Origin of the sequence: Micromonospora sp. 067-2 (assembly GCF_046549295.1) — a bacterium.
Classification (GTDB): Bacteria; Actinomycetota; Actinomycetes; order Mycobacteriales; family Micromonosporaceae; genus Micromonospora.
Window position 1 is genome coordinate 239,525 of the sequence record NZ_JAJPWB010000011.1, and the last position, 21,724, is coordinate 261,248.

The window sequence follows — 21,724 nt, forward strand, 5'->3', positions numbered from 1 at the left end:
CCGCGGTCGATCGCCGGGATTCCGGCCCCACCCTGGTGGAGCCGGAATCCCGACGGCCGTGCAGCGGTCCAGCCCGTGTCGGGCGGCCACCGGCAGCGTCAGTAGTGGTGGCCGATCTCTGTGAAGAACGCCAGGATGCTGGCACTTTCCCGTTCGGCCGAATACTCGGCCAGCACGTGCCGCGCCGCCTCCACGCCCCGCGACCAGCACCAGCCGGGCTGCTCGGTCTCCCTGGTCAGGCATTCCTGCAGCGCGCGACTCATCCCGAGCAGGTCGCCGGTGGGAACCGGCTGGCTGAATGCGGGATCGAAGAACTCCCGACCGCCGAAACCGTGGAAACCGATCACGTAGTTCCCGGACGCCATCGCCTCGACCGCCGGCAGCCCGAAACCCTCCTGGTAGCTGGAGCTCAGGAAGATCGTCGAGGCGCGTAGCCTCCGGGCGACCTCCTCCTCCGAGACGTCCTGCACCGCATCGATGGTCCACCCGGCCAGCGCGTCGCGCGCCCGCAGCACGTGCAGGACGTTCTCGGCATCCAGCTGCCCGCGCCGCGGCATGTAGCTGATCACGCGTCCGTTGGGCCGGTCGGGGGGGTTGAACTGCGTCGCGTCCACGCTCAACCGGATCCGGTGGATCGGTCTGCGGAACGCGTATTCGAGGAGGTCCTGGCTGTGCTCCGAGACCACCATGACGCCGAGCAGACCGGGGCTGTCCAGATAGTGCCGCGTGACCAACTCGGCGTCCACGGTCCAGGTGAGGTGCCCACTCTGGTTGAAGACGACGTGCCGAACGTTCGCCGGCAACCGGGGCAGCAGCCGGGCGTCGGTCTCGGGCACCACGAGGAGATCGTCGGGTCCCAGCGGGCTCGACTCCACGTCGGTGACCCGGGTTCGGTTGGCGAACCAACTGCACCGGAAGCCGCGCCGCTCGTGCAGCACCGCGGCGCTGACCCCGGCCTCGTTGAGCACATCGACGTGCCGATAGAGGGTACGGATGCCGCCGGAGGGCTTGTTGTAGTCGCGGCTCAGGTAGTAGATGGTCGGTACGGCGGACGACTTCTCCCGTATCCGGATCCTGGGCGGACTGTGTTGCCGGTACTGCTGATAGATCCGGTACGCCCGCCGTGCCTGTAATTCGAGGCTCATCGTCCGCCGCCGTCAGATACTCAGGATGCCGAGCTTGCGGGCGAGCCTGAGGGAGCGGTCGAAGACGGTCAGGCCGATCGCGAACATGATCACACTGAACCCGGTCAGGATCGCCAGCGCAGTCAGCGGGGACAGGCCCTCGGCCGGCGGGTCGCCCATGAGCAACTGCCGCTCGGCGGAGATGACGTAGGAGTGCGGCACGAGGTAGCTGACCCAGCGGATCCAGTCCGGCAGGACGCTGATCGGAAAGAGGGTGCCACCGAGCACCCCCGCGGCCAGACTGTAGAGCATGATGACCGGCTCGCCGCGCTTGAACAGGACGATGAAGCTGGCGGCGAGGGTACCGACGGCGTTGCAGGCGGCTATCCCCACCAGGAACACCAGCAGCGCGAGAGGAATGGACCGCCATTCGATCTGGGCGCCCAACAGGCTGCCGAAGGCGATCATGAAAGCCGCCATCACGGTGCCGGTGACGCTACGCCAGATGTTCATCGCGATCGGGATCAGCGCCCACGGCACGGGCTCCACCAGGTAGGTCTCGAGTGTGCCGCGTTCCTGCGCGAACTGGAGCCGGTTGGTCAGGGCGGTCAGCGCGTCCTGGAAGCCTGCGGTGACACTCGCACCGATCAGCATGAAGGCGAACGCGTCGGTGGCATTCAGGAACGTGCCCTGGAAGAAGTAGAGCAGCACGGGAAAGACCACCGCGGCGTACCGCAGGATGGTGGTGGCCGGGAACATCCGCTCTTCCACCAGGTCGATGCGGACGTAGGCCGCACAGGTGTCGAGCGATTTGCGCCAGAGCCCACGGCGGCCGATCGGGGCGGTGTAGGCCAGGGTCATGTCGCTTCGCTTTCGGCAGTCTGGTCGTGACGGTAGGCGCGAGCGATGAGGTCCCGCAGTGGCATCGGGATCTCGCGGACGTGCCGGACCTGTCCGGCGGCGGCACCGAGGGCGGCCAGCACGTCGCCCGCTCCATCGCGCACCTTGAGCCAGCACCGGACGGTGGCACCGTCGACCGTGAGCTCCAGGCCCAGCGACGTCAGGTCCGCAGCGGCCTGGCCGGCTGCGCCGGTCGAGGCGAAGACCAGTTCGAGCTGCGGTCGCTCCCACTGCTCCCGCAGGCTGTCCAGGTCGCCGAAGTACTTGACCCGGCCGTTGTCGAGCAGCAGGGCCTGGGAGCGCAGCGCCTCGATCTCTTCGAGGCGGTGCGACGAGATCAGCACCGCGAGTCGCTCCCGCTGGACGAGATCGGTGATCAGCCCGAGGAGCCCGTGCGCGGCGATCGGATCCACCGCCCCGGTCGGCTCGTCGAGGATGAGCACCCGGGGGCCGGGCAGCAGCGCGCGCGCCAGTCTCAGCCGGGCCTTCATGCCGGCCGACAGGCCGGCGACGACCGTGTCGATCCGAGACTCGAGATTCACCGTCGCCAGGACCTCGGGAATCCGGGTCGCCAACGACCGCGGCGACATGCCCTGCAGCCGGCCGTGCATGTGCAGGTTCTCCCGCGCGGTGGCCCGCATGAGCAGGCTGCGGTCGTCCGCCGGCATCCACCCGACGACCTGGCGGATCTGCTCGGAGTCCCGTCCGACATCGAGCCCGAGGAGAGTGCCCACGCCGCTCGTCGCCGTGGTCAGACCGACGATTATCCGGAACAGGGTGGTCTTACCGGCGCCGTTCGGGCCGACGATCGCGCAGATCTCACCGGCGCGCACGGTGAGGTCGACGCCGTCGAGCGCGATGACGTCGGACTTGATGTGGGTCCGCGCCAGAACCCGCATCCACCGCGGCGTCGGTTCGTACACCTTGGTCAGGCCGGTCAGGACCAGGACCTCCTCGGCGTCGGCGGGTGACCGCGCGCCCGCCCGCTGTCTGCGGCCGAGGCCATCCGCTGGGGTAGGCGTCCCCGGTGGGAGACCGGCCACGCCGACGTCAACCGCGCTCTCCGAAATCGCCGACATTCCGTCAGTCGCCCCTTCACCCTCGTGCTTCTGCCTGTTCGCCGCGCCGGTCAGACCCGGATGCCCCGCCAACGCCACCAGCCCCACCGCACCCGGCGATCCACCCGGTCTGCCAGCCGCCGCAGCGGGGGCGGCCGCCCGGGCCGTCGTCCGTGGCGTACGTTCCGTTCGTAACGCTGCCAGAGCCGTGACCCCCGCGCCTCGGCGTCGATGCCCTCTGCCAGCTCCACCAACCGCTCGGGCACCTCGTCCGCGCCGTCATCCAGCTCGTTGGCCCGGCACGCGATGGACAACGCCGTCCGGGCGAGCGCGGCCCTGGCCGTCTCGTGCAGGTGGCGCACCGGCTCGACCCGGTCGGCGTCCTCGCTGAAGAGGATCTCGAAGACGCTGTTCCGCTCGGTGATGTCCCGGACCATGCCGCCGAACTCCTGGACATGCATGTTGGCGCCGTGTACCCGGTAGAAAGCCTGGTCGACGCCATTGACCCGGCCGACGTGGGCGCGGGCGGCGGCCCGGAGCCAGAGCAGGAAGTCCGCAGCGTGCGGCACCCGTGGGTCGTATCCCTTGAGGTCGTGCATGACACTCGCCCGCATCACCACCTCGGGCGTCGACACCGGATTGGTGGCCCGCCCGCAGTTCTCCCGCAGCCACTCTTCGCCTGTCCAGATCGTCCACGAGGTGACCCGGGTCCGCGGCGCGGGAGTGCGGTCGTTGAACGCCGCGGAGAAGCCGTAGACGAATCCGACCTCGGGATGGGCCTCCAGCAGCGCGGTGGCCCGCGCCAGCGAATGCGGCGTCAGCAGGTCGTCCGCGGAGAGCAGGACGAGATAGTCGCCGGTCGCCTCCGCCAAGCCCTCGTTGTACGTGGCGATGTGACCTTGATTGACCACATGCTCGATCACCCGGACCCGCGGATCCACGGCGATCTCGCGGGCCACCTCGACGCTGCCGTCGGGCGAGGCGTCGTCGACGATCAGGACGTCGACGTCCACGCCCTCCTGCGTCAGGATGCTCTGGACGCAGGCCGGCAGATAACGGCCGTAGTTGTAGCAGGGAACCACGACGGAAACGGCCGGCCGCCGTCGCAACGGGCGCGGCCGTTCCCGGGTCACCATGCGGCGACAACCAACTCGGCCAGGCTCACCAAGACTCCCTCAATTCCTGTGGACAGAAATCCGCGCAAGCATGGCCGCGCCGACCCTCAAAGTGCCGTACGTCCGCGCTGACGCACAACCTCCAACTGCTTCGAGCTGCTGTCCGGTAGTTGACTGCGTCACGCGTTCGGTCGGAATATGACGTCCACCCAGAAGTTGTGCGAGACGGCAGAATCGGGGAAGCCGCCGCCGTACCGGAAATAAGCGCCACCGGCCGGTATGTGCAGTGGTCCCCGATCGGTTCCCTGGCCCGCGAACGCGTTGAGGGTGACCGCGTACTGCCCGACCGAGGTCCAGTACGAGACGACGTACGTGGTGCCCGCCGTGATGTTGACGGGTTGCGAGAATGTGGCGGTCTGCCAGCCGGACCCGGTCTCGCTCGTGAACGACGCCGTCGCCAGCACGGTGCCGTCCGACGTCCACAGCGTGCCGGTGTGGAGTCCGTTGTTCTCCGGCCCCTTGAAGAACCGCACTCCGGTCACTGAACCGCTGACGTCCGCGGTGAACCGCGCGCCAACCTCGATCGAGTTCGAGTCGTTCCAGTTGGGATGTTGCGGCGTGTCCGTCTCGCTGAACAGGCTGACCGGCTGACCCGGCGGGGGAGTCGGGCTGGGACTGGGTGTTGGTGTCGGTGTCGGATTCGGACCCGGGGGTTGTGCCGAGTCCGGCACGTAGAGCGGGTCCACCCAGTAGTTGGCTGACCGGTACGAGTTCTGCGGGAAAGCGTGGTTGCCGTAGTTGTAGACGCCGTTGGCCGTTGTCGGCGGCGCGCTGAGCGGCCCGTTGGTCCAGAGCGTCGAGAAGAAGTTCGACGTCGAGGCGTAGTGGCCGTTGGGCGCGAAGTACGACGCGACGTACGTCGTACCGGCGGTCACCGAGATCGGGCTGTCGAACCGCACGCTCTGCCAGCCTGAGCCCGACTCACCCGAGAACGTGGCACGGGCCAGCAGCGTGCCGGAGGCCGTCCACAGGCTGCCGGTGTGCGTACCGTTGTTGCCCGGGCCCTGGTAGAAGCGCACCCCGACGACCCGTCCGTCTGCCGACGGGACGAACTTCACGCCCAGTTCCACGGCGCTGGGATCGCCGTCCGCCGTCGTCTGCGGCGTCGCGTTCGGCGCGAACATGGTGTAGATGGCGGCGTACGCATCGGTGGTGAAGGACCAGACGGTGGGCTCGTCACCCGGGTTGCCCTGGTTGTCGGCCGCGGTCACGGTGGCGACGTAGGTGGTCGCGGTGGCCAGGGAGGCCGACGGAGTGAAGGTCACCGTCTTGGTCGCGTCGTCGTATCCGACCGTGCCGGGCACGGGCACGTTGGCCTGGTTCTTGAGGGTGAACTGGATGGACGACGGGTTCAACGGCTTGGAGAAGATCACGGACGGACGTGCCGTGACCGGCACGGTGGTGGCGTTCGCCGACGGTGCGGTTGCCACCGGGCTCGGCGGGCCGGCCGCGCTGTCGATAAATGTGACGTCCACCCAGTAGTTGACGTCGTTGTACGTCAGTGTCGGGAAGCCGCTGCCGTAGGCGAAGACGCCGTTGCCGCGGGACGGGGTGGATCGCGGCGCGACCAGCGGCGCGGAGTTCACGTCCCGGCCGCTGAACACCAGTGGATCGGCGGCGTAGCCACCATTGGGCGCGGTGTAGGACGCGACGTACTCCGTACCGTGGGTGACGGGCACGGGGCTGGCGAAGCGCAGCGTCTGCCAGCCGGCGCTGGTCTCCCCGACGAACGTTCCGGTGGCCAGCCGGGTGCCCGTGCTCGCCCAGAGGCTCCCGGTGTGCGTACCGGTGTTGCCTGCGCCCTTGTAGAAGCGCACACCGGTGACGTAGCCGTCGTCCTGCGAGGTGAACCGCACGCCCAGCTCCACCGGGGAACTGTCGTTGACCGCGGGGTTGTCGGGCACCCGGGATCCGAAGAGGGTGCTGGGCCCGGCCAGCTTCAGGCTGACCGTGGATGGCGTCGTCTGGGTGTTGGCGCTGTCATCCATCGCCCGGACCCGGACGACCTGGGTGCCGGCGCCACTGGCGTGGAAGCTGTACGACCAGGACGTGGTGCCGTCGGCGGCGTGCCAGGTGGCGCCGCCGTCGGTCGACACCTCGACGCCCGCGACCCGGCCACCGCCCAGGTCGGCGGCGGTGCCCCGCACGGTCACCAGGGAGCCGTTGGTGACCGTCGAGCCGTTCGCCGGTGCGGTGATGGTGGTCGTCGGTGCCACGGTGTCGGTGGACGCCGACGCCGGCTGGAGGCCCGACATCAGCGTCGCCGGCTGGACCCCCATGTCAGCGAAGAGGTTGACCGTCGCCTGCTGCATCCGGCTGTCGGCCGGCGAGGTGGTGCCGTCGTGGACCGGGTCCAGACCCCACGCCCACTGGACGGTCCCGGCGCCGAACACCAGAGCTCCGCTCGGAGCGCGGTACATCGTGAGGTGGTGGGTCGTGGTGCCCGAGGTGACCGTGTTGCCGAAGTCGCGCAGGTATTCGGGTGTCGATCCGTTGGTGGTGGAGAGCCTGATGAGGCCGGCCGGCCGGAACCCGTTGTCCACGTCCTCGTCGGACTCGTAGCCAACCGTGTGCGGGGCGAGCGTCGCCGTCTGGCCCGTTGCGAGACTGGCGAGGCCGGTGTTGCGCCACAGCCGGAACTTGCCCTGGTATTCCGGGACCCGGAGTGCGAGATCGGTGTTGTTGCTCATGTAGGCGGTGCCGGTCAGTGCGTTCTCCGGCTGCCCCGCGCCGTTGCCGGGTTGTATGAACCGCGGATCCCGCCAGGTGCCGGTCCATTCGTTGCTCGGGTCGATGTCGGCGTTGGCCCAGGTCTCCTTGTAGCAGACCAGCGTGCGGTGCGGGGTGGTGGTGCCATCCACGCTGGGCGCGAGCCGCGTCCGCCAGTAGACCTCGTTGCCGCTGAAGAAAGCCAGGTTCACGCCGGCGTCGCGGGCCGCCTCGACGTTGGTGCGCTCGGGGCCGGACCAGTACTCGTCGTGCCCGACCGACAGGAACACGTCGTGGTTGCGGAGGAGGCTTCCGCGTCGATCAGTGTCGATGTCGGTGGTGTAGCTCACGTCGTATCCGTTGCGCTCCAAGAAACGGATCATGGGGTACTCGTTGCTGAACAGGAAGTCACGACCGTTGCTGCTGCCCCGGGTGGAGAACGGCCGGTTGTAGCTGACCTCGAATGCCCGGCCGTTCTGCAGCGCCTCGTAGAAGTCTCCGCCGCCGTACGTGTTGTAGGCGTGCCAGGTGGCGTCGGAGGTCTTGAAGAAGAGGCGTGAGGTGCTGCTGTCGTTCCGCACCACGAACGTGATGTGGCTCGCGCTGTCGGTGGCGACGTCGGTGCGTTTCAACCGGGCGACGTACACGCCGGAGACGGCATCGGCCGGGACCTGCCACGAGGCGGACACCCGCCAGTTCCCACAGTCGAACATCTGGGTCTGGTGGTTGGTGATGCAGTCATCCGGCTGGTGCTGCGGCAGCGTCGCGGACGGCGTCACCGGCGTGATCCGCCGGGCGCCGGCGCCCCCGTACCAACCGAGGCGATAGATGTCGATGGTGTACGCGCTCGCCACGGTGTCGATCTTGAAGTCGATCCGTTGGCCACGATTCACGCTGATGTCGGTGGCGAAGCCCTGGATCGTCCAGTCGCCGAAACCGTCGATGTCCCACTCCGAGGCCGGTTGACCCGACTGGGCGTTCTCGCAGACGACGGGATTCGGATCGCAGGTGGCGGCAGCGGCCGGCGTCGGGCCGGCGACCGCTGCGGCAAGGACGACGCTGACGACGGCCAGGGTCGCGAGACCGGGCCGCATCCGGCGGCGCACGCCGCCCGCCGCGGTCCCACCGTCAACCGGCGGCAGCGCTTGCGGCAGCGCCGGCCGGATCAGTGCTGGGGTCTCTCCGCGCCTGCAGGCTGTGCCGGATTTCCCGGTCGAGAAAGGGTTCATCGCCATCGGGGCACCAACCTCTCGCTACGAGACGTCACGGCGCCTGCCGGGCGACTCAATATTGAAAAGTAGAGAACCCCTCATCTCTTGCCTATGGCCGTCCACACTGGCTGTCACACCGGCCGGCCGCCAACTGCCAACCGATCAGGCACGCTCAGTCGGATGGCTGACGGCTGAGGCCGACGAGTAGGACGGACTAGTCCCGCGCGGGCCTCTGGCTCGCCGGACCCTGCTGCTCCGTCCCGCGCACCCGGGGTAGGACGATGGTGAGATCGGAGGCGTTGGCGCGCGGAGGCACGACGGGCGCCGTCGTCGGCCCGGTCACGTCTCGCGGAGCATCCGGGTCGTCGAACGGCACCACCTGCTTGGTCCGGCGCGGGCCGACCGCCTCGGCGACGGAGATCAGGCCGAAGAGCAGCACCAGGCAGGCGGCCGACACCGCGATCACCGACCGGATGGTGCCGGTGACCTTGCGGGTCGGATCGGTCGGTGGGTTGATCGGCAGCGCCTGGAACAGGTACTTGTCGTCCGCGCCGTCGACCTTCTGCATGTCGTACAGCTCTTTCTCCATGCTCTTGGACACCAGGTCGAGCGTCCTCGCGGCCGAATCGGGTGAGCTTCCCGTGCCGACGACGTTGATGACCAGGCCCGAGCCGATGGCGTTGGTCGAGCTGATCGTGTAGTCCTCGTCGGCTCCCTGATTGATCAACTCCTGGCGGATCATGTTGCCCGACACCCGCTGGGACAGGACGTCGACGACCACGGACGGGTTGGGCAGTCGCAGGTACGGGTTGTTGGCGTTGACCTTGAGCAGTCCCGGGTCCCGTTCGATCGCGGCTTCGGTCGGCTGGGGCGGCGGGGCGATCAGCACGTACTGCGCCTGGGACTCGTACCGCGGCGGTATCCCAAAGGCGACGAAGGCGTTACCGGCGATCAGGACGAGCAGCACTGCCAGCACGATCAGCTTGTGACGTCGCACGGTCGTGAACAGGGCCAGGAGATCCATCAGGGGCTCAATTCTTGCTGGGTACGGGAAAGATTCGGGTTTGGGCAGGCCACCGCTGCACGGCCAGCCAGCAGGTGCCGCAGAGCCCGAGGACAACGGCGTGGACCGAGGCGAACTGCGCAAACGAGAACGCGTCGAACGTGTACGCCCCGACCGTTGCGGCGAGGCAGGCGCCGGCAAGCGCGCTGCACAGCGAGCGCAACTCGGGACTGGTCGTCCGGGCCCGCGCCTGCAGCGCCGTGAGGGCGGGAACCAGGAAGTACAGCACGAGCGCGGCCAGGCCGAGGACGCCCATCTCGATGGCGGTCTTCAGGTACTGGTTGTCCAGGATCCGCGTAGCGTCCTCCGGCAGGAACGTGCCACCGCCCCGGCCCAGCCACGGGGCCTGCTGTACGAGTGCGACCACCCGGGGATAGTTGTCCAGCCGGTTGGTGATCGAGGCATCCTCCGTCCCCGCGGTGATCGAGCCGATGATCGTCCGTAGGTAGCCCGGTGTGGTGGCGAAGATGGCGACGACGGCGGCCGGGGCGAAGGCAAACAGCCAGACCCGTTGCTTGGCGGGCAGGCAGATGATGAACGTGGCCATCGCGACGCAGACAGCCAGGATCGCCGACCGGGAGACCGACATCGGTATGCACATCCCGATCAGCCCCACCGGCAGCCACCGCCGCGCGGGTGACCGTACCCGGTCATGGATGCCCAGCCAGGCCGCCACCGGCAGGAGCATGCCGGCGACCACTCCCAGCTCGATCGGATGGATCGTCGTCCCGCTGACCCGGACGAGCGCGTCACGGCCCTGGAACGAGCCGTACGCGGAGCCGGACTCGAATCCCGGCAGCGCCAAGCGCAGCAACGGCTTGAGGTCCCACAGAAACCAGAACTGGAGGGTGGCCACGACACCAGAGAACGCGCCGCCCCACACCAGAGTCCGGATGACTCGCAGGAGGTCAGCCGGGCTGCGCAGGTGCTCGGCGGTCACCAGGATCACCCCGGACATGCCGACGAGCAGGAGCAGCCAACGGTCGGCGCCGAGCCGCTGGGTCTCGTCCGGCGTGAACAGCGGCATGGCGGCGTAGGAGAGCAGCGCGCAGATCCACAGCAGCGCCAGCGCGCCGCGAACGGGATAGCGGGTGTGGACCGGATCGTGCAGGCCGAGGAGCGCGGTCACCGCCCAGGCCAGAAAGAGGGCAAGGGATACCAGGCTTGCCAGATAACCCTGTGCGCCGACGATCCGGATCACCGCGTCCGACGGAAAGACGAAGGCGCTGAGGATGAAGATCTGCAGCATGAATGCGGCCTGGCGGGATCCCTGCGGGCGGACCACCCGGAGAGTCTCGGCTGGCCCCTCGCCGGAGGCCCGGACGCTGCCCGCACGCCTGGCGTCACCGGTCATGGTTGTCGTCGATCCGTTGAATCGCCGCACCATGCTCTCGTTCCTGCCCATGAATCGGGATCCTTCAGCCGGGGGCCGACCCGAGCGTACCGCTCTGGCATGAGCCGCGGAATCGTCCTGTTTCACGGCTCAGCGAACCGGACGGCCGAAGTGCGGACGGGTCCAGCGCGCTGTGCCGTCGGCGTATCCAAGCCTGCGTGGTCAGGTCAGGGAGAGGTCGGCCAGGGCCCTTCGACGCAGCGGCGTGGGCGTACGGGACTTCGCGGAAATCATCACCGCGATGTCGCGATCCTGGATCGCGCCGAGAAACTCCCGCATCGTGCGATCGTCCAATGGGGTCTCCTCCCAATAGGCATGGCAGAGGGTATCCGCGACGCTGAAGGAGCCGTCATTCTTTCCCGCCCCGTAGACCTCATCGACATAGACGCCGTACAGCGTCCACTCGGAAAAATGCAGCTTCGCCCCGATCGCGTCCGTCCACCGGCGCCCGGTCGTCGACTCCACGTGGGCCAGCAGCCGCCGCACGATGGCCGGATCCCACGCCAGCAGCGACGAGACGTAGTCGGCGTAGGGCGGCGCGGCCGCCGGCACACCGAGCAGGGACCGGGCGACCTGATGCCAGATCACGTGCCGCGGCAGCCGCTCGTCGACCTCGTCGGGCTTACGGTAGAAGCGGACCACCCCGTTTCGACGGTAGGTGTCGGCGGAGAACGGCCGGACGAACTGGATGTCGGAGTCGACCAGGACGACCACATCGGCATCGGATCGCGCCGCGGCCGCGAGCTTGATGATCTGCTGCAGGATCCAGCCGCGCAACGGAGGAAACGGGCGGCGGAGGTTGACCGAGAGATTCCCGACCGGCAGGGACCGGAAGGAGCGGGGCAGGAAGTCCGCCTCATCGTGGATCACCGAGCGCGCCCCGCTCAACTGGCTGAAGAGCGCCAGGTCGGCTCGCGGCACGATGATGTGGTGCCGCGTCGTTTCCGGCGAGTGCGCCAGCACCGACCTGTGCAGGTCGGCGCAGCGCTCGAAGTCGGGCGCGAAGCTGGGGGTGATGACGGCCAGTCGTGACATTCCGGGATTCCTCATGTCGGCCGGTCGCCGGCCCGGCTGATCGGTGGTCACCGGACCACCGCCGGTGACCAGGCGTCGGATACCAGTAGCTCGGGGTTCCCCCGGCCGTCCGCCGGGCTCGACCAGATGTCGCTGGTCGCCGTGCCGGCACCGCTGCGGGGGAGCGCGTAGACGATCGTCCGGTCATCGAGCCACTCGACCTGGTCGTCGACGCTGCGCGTCTCGGCGAGTAGCGCCTCGGTGCCGGTCGCGAGGTCGTAGACGGCGAGGCGCCAGCGGCCGGGCGGCAGGTCGCCGTGCTTCTTGAAGGCGATGCGGGTCCGGTCCGGCGACAGCGACGGGCACTCGGCGTCCTCCCGCAGCGCGGTCACCCGGCGGGCCGCGAGACTTCCCTCGACCAGCCAGGTCTTCCCTCCGGCTGCGGCGGTGGCGTAGAACCGGTCGTCGTCGGCGAAGGTCACCCCCCACAGGTTCTTGTCCATCGCGGTGACGACCGCGCCGTTGACGACGAGCCGGAATTGCTCGACGTCCCCGATCACCTCGCCGTCGGTCCGGCTGACCACCGTACGGGTGGAGAACTGCCCCGGATTCGCGTACGAGTCCCCGAAGACGAACGTGGTCGTCGCCACCAGCGACCCGTTCCGCGACAATCGGGCCCGGCTCGGTGTGCCGACCAGCGGTAGGTCGCGTCGAACGGACCAGTCCGCGCCGAACAACCGCGCCCGGTACGTGGTCAGCAGGCCCCGGTCGGCCGAGAGGCAGATGGCCTCGTCCCGGGTCGCGTAGACCCGCTCGCAGGCGACGTCGGTGACCGCGCGCGGCCCGGCCGGCGCCGAGAGTGGGACCATCGCCACCCGGCCGTAGTCGGCGCCGAGAGCCGTGTTCCGGAACACCAGGTGTGGCACGTCGCGCACCACGGCAGCGTCATCTCGTGTCGGCGCACCGGTCGCCGTCGCCTGGGCGGCGATCAGGTCCTGCCGAGCCCGCCAGACGTAGCCGCCCGCGGTGAGCACGGCCACCAGCAACACCACCGCCAGCGCGGCCAGCCGCGCCCGCGGTCCGAGCCCACCCACCCGCCCACTCATGCCGGCACTCCACTGGGCCGAGCTCCGGGGAGCGTCGCTGGGGTCGAGTCGTCGATGCCGCGCAGCAGCCAGGCGGCGACCGGCACCGCGACCGCCAACAGGGCGGCGAAGAGCAGCAGCGCCGGGCGGGGGCCCTGGACGCTCCAGAGCAGACCGAAGAGCACCGACGCGGCGAACCGGGCCAGCGCCACCGTGGTCTGGGCGGCGGCGATTCCGCTTCCCCGTGCCTTGGCGGCCACGAGGCGGCTCACCAACGCCGCCAGGACACCGTCGGTGGCGGCATAGAAGGTGCCGAGCAGCAGCAGGACCGCGAGCGTCCCGCCCACGCCACTGCTGGGCAGCGCGGCGAGCAGGTAGCCGCCCAGCAGCGCCAGGTGGCCGGCGACCAGCACCCGGCCTCGGCCGACCCGATCGGCCAGCAACCCCAGGGGTACGGCCAGCGCCAGGTAGGCGACGTTGGTTCCCACGTAGAGCAGGGGGAAGTAGCGGGCAGTGACGTCGTCCCGGTCCTGCAGCAGCAGATAGAGGAAGCCGTCGCCGATGGTCAGCAGGCCCAGCAGAGCGGCAGCCAGTAGCGGTCGCCGTAGATGTCGTCCGGCGACCTCCGCGAGTGCCTCTCGCAGAGTGGCCCGGGCCGCGCCGGCCGCGGTAGGCAGGTCCGGTACGAGCAGCACCAGCACCGCCACCCCGGCGATCGCGAAGGCGAACGAGACGACGAAGATCGAGTCGTAGCTGCCGGGGACGGCCGCGAGGAGAGCGAAGGCGACCAGTGGACCGATGGCGGCGCCGAGGGTGTCCAACGCCCGGTGGACACCGAAGGCCCGACCGAGCACGTCCGGCTGTGACGCCGCGGCGATCAGGGCGTCTCTGGGCGCGGTGCGCAGGCCCTTGCCCAACCGGTCCGCCGTGACCACCGCGGTCATCGCCGCGAAGCCTGCCGCCGGCAGCATCGCCAGGCGGCTCAGCGCGGATGCGCCGTACCCGGTCACCGCGACCCACTTCGGCCGCTGCCCACGGTCGCCGACATAGCCCCCGGCGATCCGCACCAGCGCGCTGACGCCCTGGTACATGCCGTCCAGGAAGCCGTACGCGACGGGGCTCAGGCCGACCACAGCGGTCAGGTAGAGCGGCAGGACGGATGCCACCATCTCCGACGACACGTCGGTGAGAAGACTGACCGTGCCGAGCAGGACAACCGTCCCGGACACGCGGTGCACGGCGATGCGGGTCCGGCTCGGACCGGCATCGTCCGGCCGGTCCCGCACCGTCACGTACACGACATCTCCATCTCAGTCGGCCAGCGCGGCGGTCAACGCGGCGACGACGGACTCCTGCTGGTCGGCGGTGATCTGTGGGTAGATCGGCAGCGAGAGCAGCTCGGGTGCGATCCGCTCCGCTTGCGGGAACGCACCCTGCGGGTAGCCGAGGCCGGCGAAGGCCGTCGTCCGGTGCACCGGCACGGGGTAGTGGATCCCCGCCCCGACGCCCGATGCGTTGAGTCGCGCCAGCACCCGGTCCCGGCGGGCCGGGGCGCCGTCGCCGGGAATCCGGAGACAGTAGATGTGCCAGACGTGCTCGTTACCCTGCAGGGTCACCGGGCGGATCACGTCGACCGACTCCAGCAGCGCGTCGTACCGGGCTGCCGCAGCCCGCCGCAACGCGTTCCAGTCGGCCAGCCGGGCCAGCTTGGCGCGGAGCACGACCGCCTGGAGGCCGTCCAGTCGGCTGTTCACGCCGATCACGTCGTGCACGTACTTCTCCAGGCCGCCGTGGCTGCCGAGGGTGCGGACCATGGTGGCGACGTCCGCGTCGGCGGTCACCACGGCACCCGCGTCGCCGTACGCCCCCAGGTTCTTGCCGGGGTAGAAGCTCGTCGCGGCGATGCCCTCGACACCGGCGCCGCGTCCGTGCCGGGTGGCGCCCTGGCACTGCGCGGCGTCCTCGACGATGGCGATGTCGCGCCCGGCCAGGCCGCCACGTAGTCGCTCCACCGGTGCCAGTTGCCCGTAGAGGTGTACCGGGATGATCGCCCGGGTGGCCGCGGTGATCGCGGCCAGCGCCGCGTCGACGTCGATCAGGTACGAGTCGGGATCGCAGTCGACCAGCACCGGTCGCGCGCCGGCTCGGGCGACAGCCTCGGCGGTGGCGATGAAGGTGTTCGTGGGCAGGATCACCTCGGCGCCCGGTCCGACGCCGACGGCGCGTAGCGCCAGCTCGAGCGCGTCGGTGCCGTTGGCGACTCCGACGCAGTGGTCCACCCCGGCGAACGCCGCGTACTCGCGCTCGAAGGCGGCCACCTCGGGGCCGCCGACAAAGGCGGTGTCCGCCAGGACCCGCTTGAAGCCGACCGCGACCTCCTCGGCCACTTCGGCATGCGCAGCCTGCAGGTCCACCAACGGAATCGCCATCATCGTGGGAGCACTCCCTGCAGAGTTGGCTGACGGACAGGACGAAGGAACCGGGCCGGGTTGCCGGCCCACACCTCGTCGGGGGGTACGTCGCTGAGCACGACCGAACCCATGCCGATGAGTGACCTCGCGCCGACGGTGAGGGATTCGCGGATCAGCGCTCCCGCCCCCAGGTAGGCGCCCCGCCCGATCCGCACGGAACCGGAGACCCGCGCGCCCGAGGCGATCGTGACGTGATCGGAGACGAAGTCGTCGTGGGTGAGCACGGTCTGCGGCATGATGGCCACGTGTGCGCCGACCGTGACGTCGGCGGTCAGGACGACCTGGGCCAGCAGCACCGAGCCCGGCCCGACCGTGCAGCTGGCGGGCACCTCGGCCGACGGGTGCACGACGGTCGCGTACCGTGCTGGCGGCAGGCCCAGCCGCTGCACCACCTGCTCGCGGACGCCGGGGTTGCGTGCGTTGGCGACGCAGACCACCACGGCGGCGTCGGGCAGATCGGCGATCGCGTCCAGCGGGCCGAGCACCGGCGACCCGGCACGGATCACGCCGTGCAGGGCCGGGTCGTCGTCGAGAAAGCCACGTAGCCGCCAGGTCGGCGCTACGGCGTTGACCGCCGCGACGGTGGCCGCCGTCTCCCGGGCCAGTCCGCCGGCACCGGCGATCACCAGATCGATGGTCATCGGTGGATCAGTCCACGAAGTGTTCCGACGATGTGGTGCTGGTCGTCCTCGGTGAGCGCATGGTGCAGGGGCAGGACCAGCGAGTCACGCGTGATCCGCTCGGTCACCGGCAGCGGGGCCGGGTTGACGTCCGCGTACGCCGGCTCCAGGTGCGAGGCCATGATGCCGCGCCGGGCGGACACCCCGGCGACGGCGAGCGCGGCGAGGGTCTCGTCCCGCCCGACGCCGAACTCGTCGGTCAGCAGCACCCAGAAGGTCTGGAAGTTGGTGCGGCCGTGCCCCGGATCGCGGACCGCGACCACGCCTGGCACGTCGGCCAGCAACTCGTGGTACCGCGCGGCGAGGCTGCGGCGCTGCGCCACGATCGCCCCAAGTTTGCCGAGCTGGACCAGGCCGATGGCGGCCTGGATGTCGGTCATCCGGTAGTTGTAGCCCGTCTCCAGGTACGCCTCGAGGATCGGTTGGGCACTCGCGTGCCGGTCCGCGGCCGACACGTTCATCCCGTGCTCGCGCAGCCGGCGCAGCCGCGCCGCCCAATCCGCGTCGTCGGTGGTGAGCATCCCGCCTTCGCCGGTGGTGAGGAGCTTTCGCGGGTGAAACGACCACGCCGCGAGCAACGCCCCGGCGCCCACCGGGCGACCCTCCACCGTGGATCCCGCCGCGCACGCCGCGTCTTCGATCAGCGAGACGCCCCAGCGGTCGGCGGCGGTCCGCAGCGCGGACACCTCAGCCGGCACCCCGCCCTGGTGTACGGCGATGACGGCCCTGGTGCGCGACGTGCGCACCGCGTCGAGCGTCGCCACCGTGACGTTGCCGGTGGCGACGTCCACGTCGGCGAAGACCGGCCGTGCTCGGACGTAGCGGACCGCGTTGGCGGTGGCGATGAACGACAGCGACGGGACGATCACCTCGTCACCGGGCTCCACCCCGACCGCGACGAGCGCGAGGTGCAACGCCGTGGTGCAGGAGCTGACGGCGACGCCGTGGGCCGCACCGACACTGGCGGCGAACGCGGCCTCGAACGCCGCGACCCGAGGACCCTGGGCAACCCACCCCGAGCGGACAGCGTCGGCCGCGGCCAGTGCCTCCTCCTCGCCGAGCGCGGGAAGCATCACCGGGATGCGGCGTGCCGCATCGATGGTCACCGCGCCTCCGGGGACTCGCCGGGGGCGGGCTGCTCCGCGCGCCACCACTCGACCAGGCCCTGTAGGCCCTCCCGAAGGCTGATCTGTGCCCGGAAGCCGAGTGCCTGCGCGGCGGCGGAGGTGTCAGCGAGCCTCCGGGTGACCGCGTTCACCTTCCGCGCCGGGCCGTACTCGGGCGACAGGTCGCTCTTCATCACCGAGAGAAGCGTGCGGGCGAGCTCGTCGAGGCTGGTCTCGACCCCACTGGCGATGTTGAACACCTCGTCGGTGTGGGCCGACTCGGCGGCCAGGATGTTGGCGCGAGCGATGTCGACCACGTCGACGAAGTCCATCGTCTGGGTGCCGTCGCCGAGGATCAGCGGGGGGAGGCCCGCGTCGATGCGCTCCATCCAGCGGATCAGCACCTCGGTGTACAGCCCGTGGACGTCCATCCGTTGGCCGTACACGTTGAAGTACCGCAGTGCCACATAGTCCAGCCCGTACATTCCGTGGAAGCTGCGCAGCATGCCCTCGTTGAACGCCTTGGCGGCCCCGTAGAACGTGTCGTTGTTGTAGGGGTGGTGCCGTTCGCTGGTGGGGAACTGCTCGGCCAGGCCGTAGACCGACGCCGACGACGAGGCGACGACCTTGCGGACGTCCTCGGCGGCTGCCGCCTCCAGCACGTTGAACGTGCCGTCGACGAGCACCTCATTGGCCAGCCGCGGCTCCTCGGCGCACTGCGTGATCCGGATGGCGGCGAGGTGGAAGACCAGGTCCCTGCCCCGGCTGACCCTGCGGACGAGGTCGGCGTCGCGGATGTCCCCCTCCACCACGCGCACCCGATCGTCCCGCAGCGCCCACGTCAGGTTCTCGCGCCGGCCGCGTACGAGGTTGTCGAGAACGACAACCTCGCTGGCACCGCCCCGCACGAGCAGGTCGACCACGTGCGAGCCGATCGTGCCGGCTCCGCCCGTCACCAGGGCACGCGCATTCTTGACCGAAACCGCCGCACTCATTGTTCGTACTCTCCTTCCAGTTCGACCATCACGCCGCCCGTGCTGAGACTGTGCGAGGCTGCCTGCAGGATCTGCAGCACCCGTAGGCCGGATCGGCCGTCGGTGAGCGCGGGCGATCCGGTGCGGATGGCGCGCGCGTACTCCTCGACCATGGTCCGCAGCGCCTCGCGCTCCGTCAGTGCCGGCGCCACCATGTCCCCCGAGCGGTAGGACACCAGCATGTCGTGGCGTTCCTCGGCGCCGAGCTCGTCCGGTGTCGCCACGTCGACGCCGCGGTCGAAGATCGCCAGCCGCTGGCTGGGGTTGAGGTCGTCCCAGACCAGGGTGCGCTTGGATCCACCGATGATGGTGGTGCGGATCTTGACGGGTGAGAGCCAGTTGACGTGGATGTGTGCGATCGCACCGGTGTTGAGGCGAAGCGTGAGGTATGCGACACAACTGCGGCCGGCGCCGATGCCGTCGACTCCGTGTGCGGCGACGGCCACCGGCACGATGCCCGGCGGCAGCACGAAATCCAGGATGGACAGGTCGTGCGGCGCCAGATCCCAGATCACGTCGATGTCACGCTGGACCAGACCGAGATTGATGCGAACCGAGTCGAGGTAGTGCAGCTCGCCCAGATCGCCCGAGTGCAGCAGCTCGCGGATGCGAAGGACGGCCGGGGTGTAGCAGTAGGTGTGGTCGCACATGAGGGTGAGCCGGCGCCGGTCGGCCTCCTCGACGAGTTGGCGGCCCTCGTCGTACGTGGCGGCGAGCGGCTTCTCCACCAGCACGTGCTTGCCGGCGCGCAGCGCGGCCGATGCCACCGGCAGGTGGGTGCCGGCCGGGGTGGCGATTGCGACGGCCTCTACCGCGTCATCGGCCAGCACCGTGTCGAGGTCGTCGGTGACCTGCACGGTCGAGTAGTCCCCGAGGACGCGTCGGGCCCGTTCGACGTCGAGGTCGCAGAGCCAGCGCAGGCGGAATGCCGTGGATCCTTGGAAGTTGCGAACCAGATTGGGACCCCAGTAGCCGGCGCCGATCACGGCGACGCCGATGGGTCTGTCGGAGGCGGCAGGTGAAGGAGTCACGGAGATCCGTTTCGTCTACGGCGGTTCGTGGCCGGGAAGCTACCGGCCGGCGATCGGCCGCGACAGCGCTGTGTCGGGTTTCGGCGGGCTGCTGCCGGGAACCGATACCTTCGGCCCACGCGTGGCGGCTGTCGGTCGCGTTCTTTCCACCCGAGGGTTGCGCAATACCAGCCGCCTCAACGGCGGCCGGCAGCCTGCGCTCATTCCTACAGTGGGGGCACCAAACTCGCGACGGGGAACGAGATGACCGATTCTGTGGAGCCGCACCGGGACGACGTGTTCGTCGCACCCGGTGCCGATGTCGATGAACGGGCAACGATCCAGGCGGGCACCAGGATCTGGCATCTCGCGCAGGTGCGGGAGAACGCCAGCCTCGGGCGCGACTGTGTGATCGGCCGGGGCGCGTATGTCGGGCCGGGAGTGCGCCTCGGCGACAACGTGAAGGTCCAGAACTACGGTCTCGTCTACGAGCCTGCCGTGCTGGGCGACGGCGTCTTCGTGGGGCCCGCCGCGGTACTCACCAACGACGAGTACCCGCGGGCGGTGACGCCGGAGGGCCGGCTCAAGTGCGGTGACGACTGGACAGCGGTGGGGGTCGTCGTCGGAGAGGGCGCGGCGATCGGAGCTCGTGCCGTCTGCGTGGCGCCCGTGACGGTCGGCCGTTGGGCGTTGGTCGCCGCGGGCGCCGTCGTCACCAGGGACGTGCCCGACTTCGCGCTCATGGTCGGCGTCCCGGCCCGCAGGGTGGGCTGGGTGGGCCGCGCAGGCGAGCCGCTGGTCGCCAAGGGCGACGGCCGGTTCGTCTGTCCGCGCACCGGCGGTGACTACCTGGAAGTGGCCGGCGTACTGACGGAGGTGTGAGTGCGGGGGGGGTCTCGTCCACCGGTCGTGTCCGCAGGGCGGGACCCGGCAGGGACCGCACCGCGCCGGTGGCCCGCCGTGACAGACTGACCGCTGTGTTGCGCTGGTTGACTGCAGGTGAATCGCACGGTCCCGCCCTCGTCGCGCTGCTGGAGGGGGTGCCGGCCGGTATCGAGGTGACCACCACCGAGATCGCCGACGACTTGGCCCGTCGGCGGCTCGGCTACGGCCGTGGCGCCCGGATGTCGTTCGAGCGGGACGAGGTCGAGGCGCTCGGCGGCCTGCGGCACGGCGTCACGCTGGGCAGCCCGGTGGCGATCCGGGTGGGCAATTCCGAGTGGCCCAAGTGGCTCACGGTGATGGCCGCCGACCCGGTCGACCCCGACGAGTTGGCCCGGCAGGCCCGTAACGCCCCGCTGACCCGACCCCGGCCCGGCCACGCCGACCTGGCCGGCATGCAGAAGTACGGCCACACCGACGCCCGGCCGATCCTGGAGCGGGCCAGCGCCCGGGAGACCGCCGCCCGGGTCGCCGTCGGTGCGGTCGCCAAGGCGCTGATCCGTCAGGCGCTCGGCATCGAGATCGTCTCGCACGTCGTCGAGTTGGGTCCGGTGGCCGCGAAACCCGGGTTGCGCCCGCGCCCGGAGGACGCCGCCCGGATCGACGCCGACCCGCTGCGCTGCCTCGACCCGGAGGCGAGCGCCCTGATGGTCGCCGAGGTGGACGCCGCGAAGAAGGCCGCCGACACTCTCGGCGGGGTGGTCGAGGTGCTGGCGTACGGGGTGCCGCCGGGGCTGGGCAGCCACGTGCAGTGGGACCGCAAGCTCGACGCCCGGCTCGCGACGGCGCTGATGTCGATCCAGGCGATCAAGGGTGTGGAGATCGGCGACGGGTGGCAGCAGGCCCGGTCCCGTGGCTCCGAGGCGCACGACGAGATCATTCCGTCGGCCAGCGGTGTCCGGCGGGTCACCGACCGGGCCGGCGGGCTGGAGGGCGGCATCACCACCGGTGAGCCGTTGCGGGTTCGTGCCGCCATGAAGCCGATCTCGTCGTTGAACCGGGCACTGGCCACCGTGGACGTCGCCACCGGTGAGCCGGCCACCGCGATCAACCAGCGCTCGGACGTCTGCGCGGTGCCCGCCGCGGCGGTGGTCGCCGAGGCGATGGTCGCGCTGGTGCTGGCCGAGGCCGCCACCGAGAAGTTCGGCGGGGACTCGGTCGCCGAGATGCGCCGCAACCTGACCGGCTACCTCGACGCGCTGGTCATCCGCTGATGGCGCCGGTCGTCGTGCTGGTGGGCGCGCCCGGTTGCGGCAAGACCACCGTCGGGCGGGCGCTCGCCGAGGCCCTCGGGGTGGAGTTCCGCGACACCGACACCGACATCGAGCAGATGGCGGGCAAGCCCATCCCGGAGATCTTCATCGACGAGGGTGAGGAGCACTTCCGTACTCTCGAACGCGCCGCGGTCGCCGCCGCGCTGACGGCCAGCCCGGGGGTGCTCGCCCTCGGCGGCGGTGCGGTGCTGGCCGAGGAGAACCGGGCCGCCCTGGTGGGGCACCGGGTGGTGCACCTCTCGGTCGAGCTGCCCGACGCGGTGAAGCGGGTCGGGCTCGGCGCCGGGCGGCCGCTGCTCGCGATCAACCCGCGCGCCACCCTGAGGCACCTGATGGACCAGCGCCGGCCGCTCTACACCGAGGTGGCCACCGCCACGGTGCCCACCGACGGCCGGACCCCGCAGGACATCGTCGCCGAGATCGCCGCGTTGCTGCCCCGCTGACGGCGGCCCGGCACCGGAGCTGACCCCCTGGG

At 70.1% G+C, this 21,724-nt stretch carries 18 protein-coding genes; 3 read left to right on the forward strand and 15 right to left on the reverse strand.

The genetic code is table 11. The annotated features are described in order from the left end of the window. Window positions 1-98: 98 nt before the first annotated feature. From ACLJN9_RS26070 to ACLJN9_RS26140, 15 genes are all read right to left on the reverse strand, one after another. Window positions 99-1,145: a glycosyltransferase gene (locus ACLJN9_RS26070; RefSeq protein ID WP_410814241.1), complete on the reverse strand. Its 1,047-nt coding sequence runs from the start codon at window positions 1,143-1,145 to the stop codon at window positions 99-101. Window positions 1,146-1,157: 12 nt separating this feature from the next. Further along, window positions 1,158-1,985, reverse strand: coding sequence for an ABC transporter permease (locus tag ACLJN9_RS26075; protein WP_410814242.1), 828 nt, complete (start codon window positions 1,983-1,985; stop codon window positions 1,158-1,160). Continuing rightward, entirely contained in the window at window positions 1,982-3,103 is a 1,122-nt protein-coding gene (locus ACLJN9_RS26080) for an ABC transporter ATP-binding protein (protein ID WP_410814243.1), read from the reverse strand. Before ACLJN9_RS26080 ends, ACLJN9_RS26075 begins: the two co-directional genes overlap by 4 nt. 50 nt (window positions 3,104-3,153) lie before the next feature. Further along, window positions 3,154-4,218 carry a glycosyltransferase family 2 protein gene (locus ACLJN9_RS26085; RefSeq protein ID WP_410814244.1) on the reverse strand — a complete coding sequence of 355 codons (1,065 nt, stop codon included), beginning with the start codon at window positions 4,216-4,218 and terminating at the stop codon, window positions 3,154-3,156. A gap of 158 nt (window positions 4,219-4,376) precedes the next feature. Beyond that, on the reverse strand, window positions 4,377-8,072 hold the full coding sequence (locus ACLJN9_RS26090) for a DUF4082 domain-containing protein (protein WP_410814245.1): 3,696 nt from the start codon (window positions 8,070-8,072) through the stop codon (window positions 4,377-4,379). A 319-nt stretch (window positions 8,073-8,391) separates the two neighbouring features. Continuing rightward, window positions 8,392-9,201, reverse strand: a complete 810-nt coding sequence (locus ACLJN9_RS26095) for a Wzz/FepE/Etk N-terminal domain-containing protein (protein WP_410814246.1) — start codon at window positions 9,199-9,201, stop codon at window positions 8,392-8,394. Window positions 9,202-9,208: 7 nt separating this feature from the next. Further along, complete coding sequence (locus ACLJN9_RS26100; RefSeq protein WP_410814247.1) at window positions 9,209-10,645, reverse strand: O-antigen ligase family protein; 1,437 nt, start codon at window positions 10,643-10,645, stop codon at window positions 9,209-9,211. A 150-nt stretch (window positions 10,646-10,795) separates the two neighbouring features. After that, on the reverse strand, window positions 10,796-11,683 hold the full coding sequence (locus ACLJN9_RS26105; protein ID WP_410814331.1) for a DUF6492 family protein: 888 nt from the start codon (window positions 11,681-11,683) through the stop codon (window positions 10,796-10,798). A gap of 32 nt (window positions 11,684-11,715) precedes the next feature. Further along, window positions 11,716-12,753: a TolB family protein gene (locus ACLJN9_RS26110; protein WP_410814248.1), complete on the reverse strand. Its 1,038-nt coding sequence runs from the start codon at window positions 12,751-12,753 to the stop codon at window positions 11,716-11,718. After that, window positions 12,750-14,030 (reverse strand): MFS transporter, encoded by a 1,281-nt coding sequence (locus ACLJN9_RS26115; RefSeq protein ID WP_410814249.1) that lies wholly within the window; start codon window positions 14,028-14,030, stop codon window positions 12,750-12,752. Before ACLJN9_RS26115 ends, ACLJN9_RS26110 begins: the two co-directional genes overlap by 4 nt. Before the next feature lie 12 nt (window positions 14,031-14,042). After that, window positions 14,043-15,164: a DegT/DnrJ/EryC1/StrS family aminotransferase gene (locus ACLJN9_RS26120; RefSeq protein ID WP_410814250.1), complete on the reverse strand. Its 1,122-nt coding sequence runs from the start codon at window positions 15,162-15,164 to the stop codon at window positions 14,043-14,045. Further along, a complete protein-coding gene (locus ACLJN9_RS26125; protein ID WP_410814251.1) occupies window positions 15,161-15,844 on the reverse strand; it encodes an acetyltransferase in 684 nt (227 codons plus the stop codon). Before ACLJN9_RS26125 ends, ACLJN9_RS26120 begins: the two co-directional genes overlap by 4 nt. Then, window positions 15,841-16,989, reverse strand: a complete 1,149-nt coding sequence (locus tag ACLJN9_RS26130) for a DegT/DnrJ/EryC1/StrS family aminotransferase (protein ID WP_410814252.1) — start codon at window positions 16,987-16,989, stop codon at window positions 15,841-15,843. Before ACLJN9_RS26130 ends, ACLJN9_RS26125 begins: the two co-directional genes overlap by 4 nt. Further along, entirely contained in the window at window positions 16,986-17,984 is a 999-nt protein-coding gene (locus ACLJN9_RS26135; protein ID WP_410814253.1) for an NAD-dependent epimerase/dehydratase family protein, read from the reverse strand. The genes ACLJN9_RS26130 and ACLJN9_RS26135 overlap by 4 nt, the downstream gene beginning before the upstream one ends. Then, the gene (locus ACLJN9_RS26140) at window positions 17,981-19,054 is read right to left on the reverse strand and encodes a Gfo/Idh/MocA family protein (RefSeq protein WP_410814254.1); all 1,074 of its coding nucleotides are present in this window, start codon (window positions 19,052-19,054) and stop codon (window positions 17,981-17,983) included. Before ACLJN9_RS26140 ends, ACLJN9_RS26135 begins: the two co-directional genes overlap by 4 nt. A gap of 243 nt (window positions 19,055-19,297) precedes the next feature. Between ACLJN9_RS26140 and ACLJN9_RS26145 the strand changes: the two genes are divergently transcribed. From ACLJN9_RS26145 to ACLJN9_RS26155, 3 genes are all read left to right on the forward strand, one after another. Further along, window positions 19,298-19,915, forward strand: coding sequence for a DapH/DapD/GlmU-related protein (locus tag ACLJN9_RS26145; protein WP_410814255.1), 618 nt, complete (start codon window positions 19,298-19,300; stop codon window positions 19,913-19,915). A 95-nt stretch (window positions 19,916-20,010) separates the two neighbouring features. Continuing rightward, entirely contained in the window at window positions 20,011-21,189 is a 1,179-nt protein-coding gene (gene aroC, locus ACLJN9_RS26150; protein WP_410814256.1) for a chorismate synthase, read from the forward strand. Further along, window positions 21,189-21,692, forward strand: coding sequence for a shikimate kinase (locus tag ACLJN9_RS26155; protein WP_410814257.1), 504 nt, complete (start codon window positions 21,189-21,191; stop codon window positions 21,690-21,692). The genes aroC and ACLJN9_RS26155 overlap by 1 nt, the downstream gene beginning before the upstream one ends. Window positions 21,693-21,724: the final 32 nt, after the last annotated feature.